The sequence below is a fragment of the Pseudonocardia sp. genome (genome assembly GCF_029263155.1).
Classification (GTDB): Bacteria; Actinomycetota; Actinomycetes; order Mycobacteriales; family Pseudonocardiaceae; genus Pseudonocardia.
The window spans coordinates 1-5,810 of record NZ_JAJCYB010000071.1 but is presented as its reverse complement, the minus strand read 5'-3'; the positions used below and the strand labels follow the sequence as shown (position 1 = coordinate 5,810).

4 protein-coding genes are annotated in these 5,810 nt (G+C 76.2%); 2 read left to right on the top strand and 2 right to left on the bottom strand.

The window, feature by feature from the left end; all coding sequences use genetic code 11:
• Window positions 1–119 precede the first annotated feature (119 nt).
• Complete coding sequence (locus tag Q1K26_RS13940) at window positions 120–1,121, bottom strand: potassium channel family protein (protein WP_300011767.1); 1,002 nt, start codon at window positions 1,119–1,121, stop codon at window positions 120–122.
• A gap of 90 nt (window positions 1,122–1,211) precedes the next feature.
• On the opposite strand from Q1K26_RS13940, the gene Q1K26_RS13935 reads away from it, so the two are divergent.
• Window positions 1,212–1,604 (top strand): hypothetical protein, encoded by a 393-nt coding sequence (locus tag Q1K26_RS13935; RefSeq protein WP_300011764.1) that lies wholly within the window; start codon window positions 1,212–1,214, stop codon window positions 1,602–1,604.
• 9 nt (window positions 1,605–1,613) lie between these two features.
• Window positions 1,614–2,141: a DUF1697 domain-containing protein gene (locus Q1K26_RS13930; RefSeq protein WP_300011761.1), complete on the top strand. Its 528-nt coding sequence runs from the start codon at window positions 1,614–1,616 to the stop codon at window positions 2,139–2,141.
• On the opposite strand, the gene Q1K26_RS13925 is transcribed toward Q1K26_RS13930, so the two are convergent.
• Window positions 2,116–5,439 carry an ATP-dependent DNA helicase gene (locus Q1K26_RS13925; RefSeq protein ID WP_300011758.1) on the bottom strand — a complete coding sequence of 1,108 codons (3,324 nt, stop codon included), beginning with the start codon at window positions 5,437–5,439 and terminating at the stop codon, window positions 2,116–2,118. The two genes, Q1K26_RS13930 and Q1K26_RS13925, sit on opposite strands and share 26 nt — an antisense overlap.
• Window positions 5,440–5,810 lie beyond the last annotated feature (371 nt).

The window sequence follows — 5,810 nt, the reverse complement described above, 5'->3', positions numbered from 1 at the left end:
GGCCGACCCCTCGAACCGCACGTATCGCCCGACTCGCGCGCACGGACGCCCCGACTCGCGCGACCGGACCCCCCGACTCGCGCGACCGGACGCCCCGACTCGCGGGTGGGGCGGCGGCGTCAGTCCTCGTCGGGCGGGGGGCTGGCCTTGCGGACGTAGAGGAGCCGGTCGCCCCGCTCGAGCGTGTCGGCCTTCGCGGAGTCCACCCGGTGCAGGTCGTCGCCCCGGACGACGGCGAGCACGATGTCACCCAGGTGCCGCGGCGACCCGCCCAGCTCGGACTCCTCCACCTCCCGCTCGGTGATCGCGAACCCGGCGTCGGGGGTGAGCAGGTCCTCCACCACCTCCACGACGTTCGGGCTGGTCGTGGCCGCGCCCAGCAGCCGCCCGGCCGTCTCCGCCGAGACCACCACGGAGTTCGCCCCGGACTGGCGCAGCAGGTGGACGTTCTCCGACTCCCGCACCGCCGCCACGATCCGGATCTTGGGCGCCAGCTCACGGGCGGTGAGGGTCACCAGGACGGCGGTGTCGTCGCGGTTGGTGGCGACGATGATCGCCGCCGCCTGGGACACCCCCGCGATGCGCAGCACGCTGGAGCGGGTGGCGTTGCCGGTCACCGTCACCAGCCCGAGGGCCGACGCGGCGTCGAGCTGGGCGCGGTCGGTGTCGACGACGACGATGTCGGCTGCCGTGGCGTCGTCACCGAGGAGGGTGTCCACCGCCGCGCGACCCTTCGTGCCGTAGCCGACGACGATCGTGTGGTCGCGCAACCTGGACCTCCAGCGCTCGATCCGGAAGGACTGCCGGGACCGTTCGGTGAGCAGCTCCACCGTGGTCCCGACGAAGACGATGAGGAAGATCAGCCTCAGCGGCGTGATGAACAGCGTGGTCAGCAGCCGCGCCGTGTCGCTGACCGGTGCGATGTCGCCGTAGCCGGTGGTCGACAGCGACACGGTCGCGTAGTACAGCGCGTCGGCGAAGCTGATGGGGCCTGCGGTGTTGTTGTCGACGTACCCGTCACGGCCGAAGTACACGATCAGGGCGCAGGCCAGCAGGGCCCCGAGTGCCACCGCGACCCGGCGCAGCAGCGAGGCGACCGGCGTGACCGTGGAGTCGGGCATCCGGACCGGGCCGACCAGCGACGGGTCGGCGATGGGTCGACGCCGCAGCTCCTTCACGGCCGGAGGGTATCCCGTGCAACGATCATCGACGTGACGGCCCGAGGTTCCCGCACCGCGCTCGCCCTCGCCGGTCTGCTCGGCGCCGCCGGGACGCTGCACTTCGTGGCGCCCGAGTTCTTCGACGGCATGGTGCCCGACGTGCTGCCCGGGGGGCCGCGGCTGTGGACCTACGTGTCGGGGGCGGCCGAGATCGCGGTCGCGGTCGCGGTCGCCGTGCCCCGCACCCGGCGGCCGGGCGGGTTGGCCGCGGCGGCACTGTTCGTCGCCGTCTTCCCCGCGAACGTCGAGATGGCGATCGACTGGTCGGACCGGTCGCTCACCGAGCAGGTGATCGCCTACGCGCGGCTGCCGCTGCAGGTCCCGCTGATCTGGTGGGCTTGGCGGGTGCACCGCGACGCCCCGACCCGGCCCGGCCCTGCCTAGGCTGCCGCCATGCCCCGGTTCGTCGCGCTCCTGCGCGGGATCAACGTCGGCCGCAACAAGCGGATCGCCATGGCCGAGCTGCGCGCGCTGCTCACCGACCTCGGCCACACCGAGGTCCGCACGCTCCTCAACAGCGGGAACGCGGTGGTCACCGCGGCCGATGCCACTGCGGCGGAGCACGCCGCTCGCATCGAGGCAGCGATCGAGAACCGGCTCGCGATGGCGGTGCCGTGCGTCGTGCTCACCGCCGACGACCTCCGGACGATCGCGGCGGGCAACCCGTTCGCCGAGATCGCCGACGACGGCTCGCGGATGATGGTGCACGTGCTCGCCGGCCCGCCCGGTCCCGATCTCCTCGACGGGTACGACCCGGTGGCCTCCGATCCGGAACACGCCCGCCTCGTGGGGCGCGTGATCTACCAGTGGTGCCCGGACGGGCTGCTCGCCGCGCCGGGCGTCGGCTGGCCCGCCGACCGGCGCGTGCTCGTGACCACCCGGAACTGGAACACGATCACGAAGCTGGTGGCGCTGCTGTAGGGACCGCGTCGAGCAGTGCGCGCAGGCCGGCCGCGTCGAGCAGGTCGGCCGGGCGGAGCGTGACGTCGGCGCGCACGTAGTGGAACGCGGCGCCCACCTGCTCGGGCGGGCATCCGGCCAACGCCGACCAGGCCAGCCGGTAGGCCGCGAGCTGCACCGACAGCGCGGGCAGCCTCGTGTCGTCCGGCGGGGGGCCGGTCTTCCAGTCGACGACGGTGTACCCGCCGCCGGGCTCGGCGAACACCGCGTCCATCCGCCCGCGCACCCCGACCCCGGCGATGATCGTCTCGAACGGCACCTCCACCTCGACCGGACGCCGCTCCGCCCACGGCGAGGCGAGGAACGCCTCCTGCAGCTCGGCGAGGGTGTCGTCGTCGGCCGCGCCGTCGTCGGCGGCGCCGGGGAGCTCGTCGAGGTCGAGCAGCTGCGCGGCGCCGAAGCGCCGCTCCAGCCAGGCGTGGAACGCGGTGCCCCGGCGGGTGTGCGGGTTGGGCGGCAGCGGCAGCGGGCGGCGCAGCCGCGACGCCAGCGTGGCCGGGTCCGCCGCCAGCTCGACGAGCTGGCTGACGGTCAGCTGCGCGGGCAGCGCGACGATCGGGTGTGCCCTGGCCGCCGCCCGCTCGGCGAGCAGGATCTCCACGTCCGCGGCCCAGCCCTCGGGATCGTCCGGGGCGGGATCGTCGGGGGGCGCGGCGGCGGGGACGTCGAGCTCCAGCTGGGAGCCCGCGGCGGCGGCGTCCGCGCGGGCGGCCCGGGCGGCCTCCCGGCCGGCCAGCGCAGCACGCACGAGCTCGGCGCCCGCGTGCACGTCGGGTGACCGGGCGCCCAGCGGGTCGAGCGGCCACGGCACGCCGGGCCCGTCGTCGACGGCGGGGTTCGGGGCGCCCTCGGCGGGCGGATCGGCCCACTGCTCGACACACCCGGGCACGGCCCGCGCGATCTGCTCCAGGAACTCCGAGGGCTCCCTGGGCCGCTCCCCCACGGCGGGCCAGCGGTGCCCGGACACCAGCAGCACGCGCTCCGAGCGCGTCAGCGCCACGTAGAACAGGCGCCGCTCCTCGGCCAGGCGGCGCTCGTCGAGGGCCTCGGAGTGGGCCTTGACCGCCGTCTCCAGCTGCTTGCGGTCGCCGCCGGCGGGCAGGTGCAGAGCCGGGAGGTCCACGGCGTCGCCGCGCAGGGCCACCGGTAGCTCCGACGGGTCGGTCAGCCACGTCCCGCCGATCCTGCGTCCCGGGAAGACCTGCGTGACGAGGTGCGGCACGGCCACGACCTGCCACTCCAGCCCCTTCGCGGCGTGCACGGTGAGCACCTGCACGCGGTCCTGCGCGACCTCCACGTCACCCGGCGACAGCCCGTCCTCGGCCTGCTCGGCGGTGTCGAGGTAGTCGAGCAGCGCGGGCAGCGTGGCGACCTCGGCGCCGGAGGCGAACTCCGCGACGACGTCGGCGAACGCGTCGAGGTGCGTGCGCCCGACCGGGCCGGGCCGGGCCGCGGACTCGGCGTCGAGCAGCAGCAGCCGCTCGGCGTCGGCAACCAGGTCGGTGAGCGGTGCCGCCGCGCGCGCCCGTAGCCGACTCAGCTCCCGGCCCAGGCGCACGATCCGCTCGTGGCCCGCGGGGGTGTAGCGCTCGGCCGGGCCCGGGTCGTCGAGGGCGTCGACGAGGCCCGCCTGCTCGGCCTGCTCGGCGGGCAGCGCACCCAGCGCGAGCTCGTCGGTGGTCAGCGGACCCGTCCGGGACGGCAGCGCGGGGACGAGCTCGCGGGCCCGGGCCCACAGCGCGGCGAGGTCGGCGACACCGAGGCGCCAGCGGGCGCCGGTGAGCAGCCGCATCGCCGACGGCCCGGCCAGCGGGTCGGCCACCAGCTTCAGCGCGCTGACCAGGTCGCGCACCTCCGGGGTGTCCAGCAGCCCGCCGAGGCCGACGACCTCCACCGGCAGCCCGCGGGCGCGCAGCGCGTCGGCGACGGCGTCCATGTCGGCGCGGCGGCGCACGAGCACCGCGGAGCTGGGGGTTCGCCCGCCCGTCCACTGCTCGGCGATCGCGTCGGCGAGCCAGCCCACCTCGGTGGCGACGTCGGGCAGCAGCGCCACCCGCACGTCACCGCACACGTCGGCGGACCCGGCCCGCAACTCGCCGACGCCGACGGCCCCGGGTGCCGACCGCAGCGGCTCGGACACCGCGTTCGCCAGGGCCAGCACCTCGGCCGGGTTGCGGAAGCTGGTGAGCAGGCCGAACTCGTCGGCGGGCTCGTCGGGCCCGGCGGGGAAGTCGGTGCGGAACCGCACCAGGTTCCCGGCGCTGGCCCCGCGCCAGCCGTAGATCGACTGGCACGGGTCGCCCACCGCGGTGACCGACGGCCCGTCCTCGCGGACCTCGTCGCCGGGGATCGTGCCGAACAGCGCGCGGAGCAGCACCCGCTGCGAGTGCCCGGTGTCCTGGTACTCGTCGAGCAGCACGGCACGGTAGGTGGCGCGCTCGGTCTCCCCGACCTCGGGATGGCTCTGCGCGACCCGGGCGGCGATGGCGAGCTGGTCGGCGAAGTCGACGGCCCGCTCCGCCCGCTTGCGCCGCGCGAACTCCTCCACCAGCGGCAGCATCTCGATCCGCATGCGCTGGGCGGCGATCCAGCGCAGGTAGGTCTGCGACGGCTCGGCGCGCTGCCCCTTGCCGCGCGGGGCCGCGGCCAGCGCGTCGGCGAGTCGCTCCGCGTGGCGGCGCACGGCGTCGGTGCCGACGAGGTGCTCGCCGAGCTCGCCGGCCAGCGCGAGGAGGTAGCCGGTGACGGTGGCCGGCACCCGGTCGATCTCGAGGTCCTCGGCCCAGGTGCTGACGACACGGTGTGCCAGCTGCCACGCCGCGGTCTCGCTGAGCAGCCGCGCCGCGGGCTCGGCGGGCAGGCGCAGCGCGTGCTCGCCGACCAGGCGGCCGGCGTAGGCGTGGTAGGTCGACACCGTCGGCTCCCCGGCCAGCACCGCGGCGCGGCGCTCCCCGCCGGGGTCGAGCTCATCGAGCAGCCGGGTGCCCGCCAGGCGCCGCAGCCGCGACCGCACCCGGGCCCCCAGCTGCTGCGCCGCCTTGCGCGTGAACGTCAGGCCCAGCACCTGCTCGGGCAGCACCTCGCCGGTGGCGACGAGCCACACCACCCGCGCCGCCATGGTCTCGGTCTTGCCCGCCCCCGCTCCCGCCACGACCAGCGCGGGCCGCGCGGGGGCGGAGATGACCGCGGCCTGCTCGTCGGTGGGGGGGTCCACGCCGAGGGCGAGCGCCAGCGCGCGGGGAGTCAGCAGCACGCCCACGTTCTACGCCACGCCTCCGGCACCGGCCCACGCGCGGGTTCGACGTCCGCGCCGCCGCCCGCGCACACCCAGCGGACTCGCGCACAGCCAGCGCACTGCCGCACAGCCAGCGGACTGCCGCACAGGCCGCAGCCTGTGCGGCAGTGCAAGGAGTGTGCGACCGCGGGGGCCGGGTGCGAGGTCGACCGGTGGGGGCGGGCCCCGCACCCGCTCGCGGACCCAGCCCACTCGCGCACACCCAGCGGACTCGCGCACACCCAGCGGACTCGCGCACACCCAGCGGACTCGCGCACACCCAGCGGACTCGCGCACACCCAGCGGACTCGCGCACACCCAGCGGACGCGGGCCCACGGAGGGGGCGGGGGGCCGG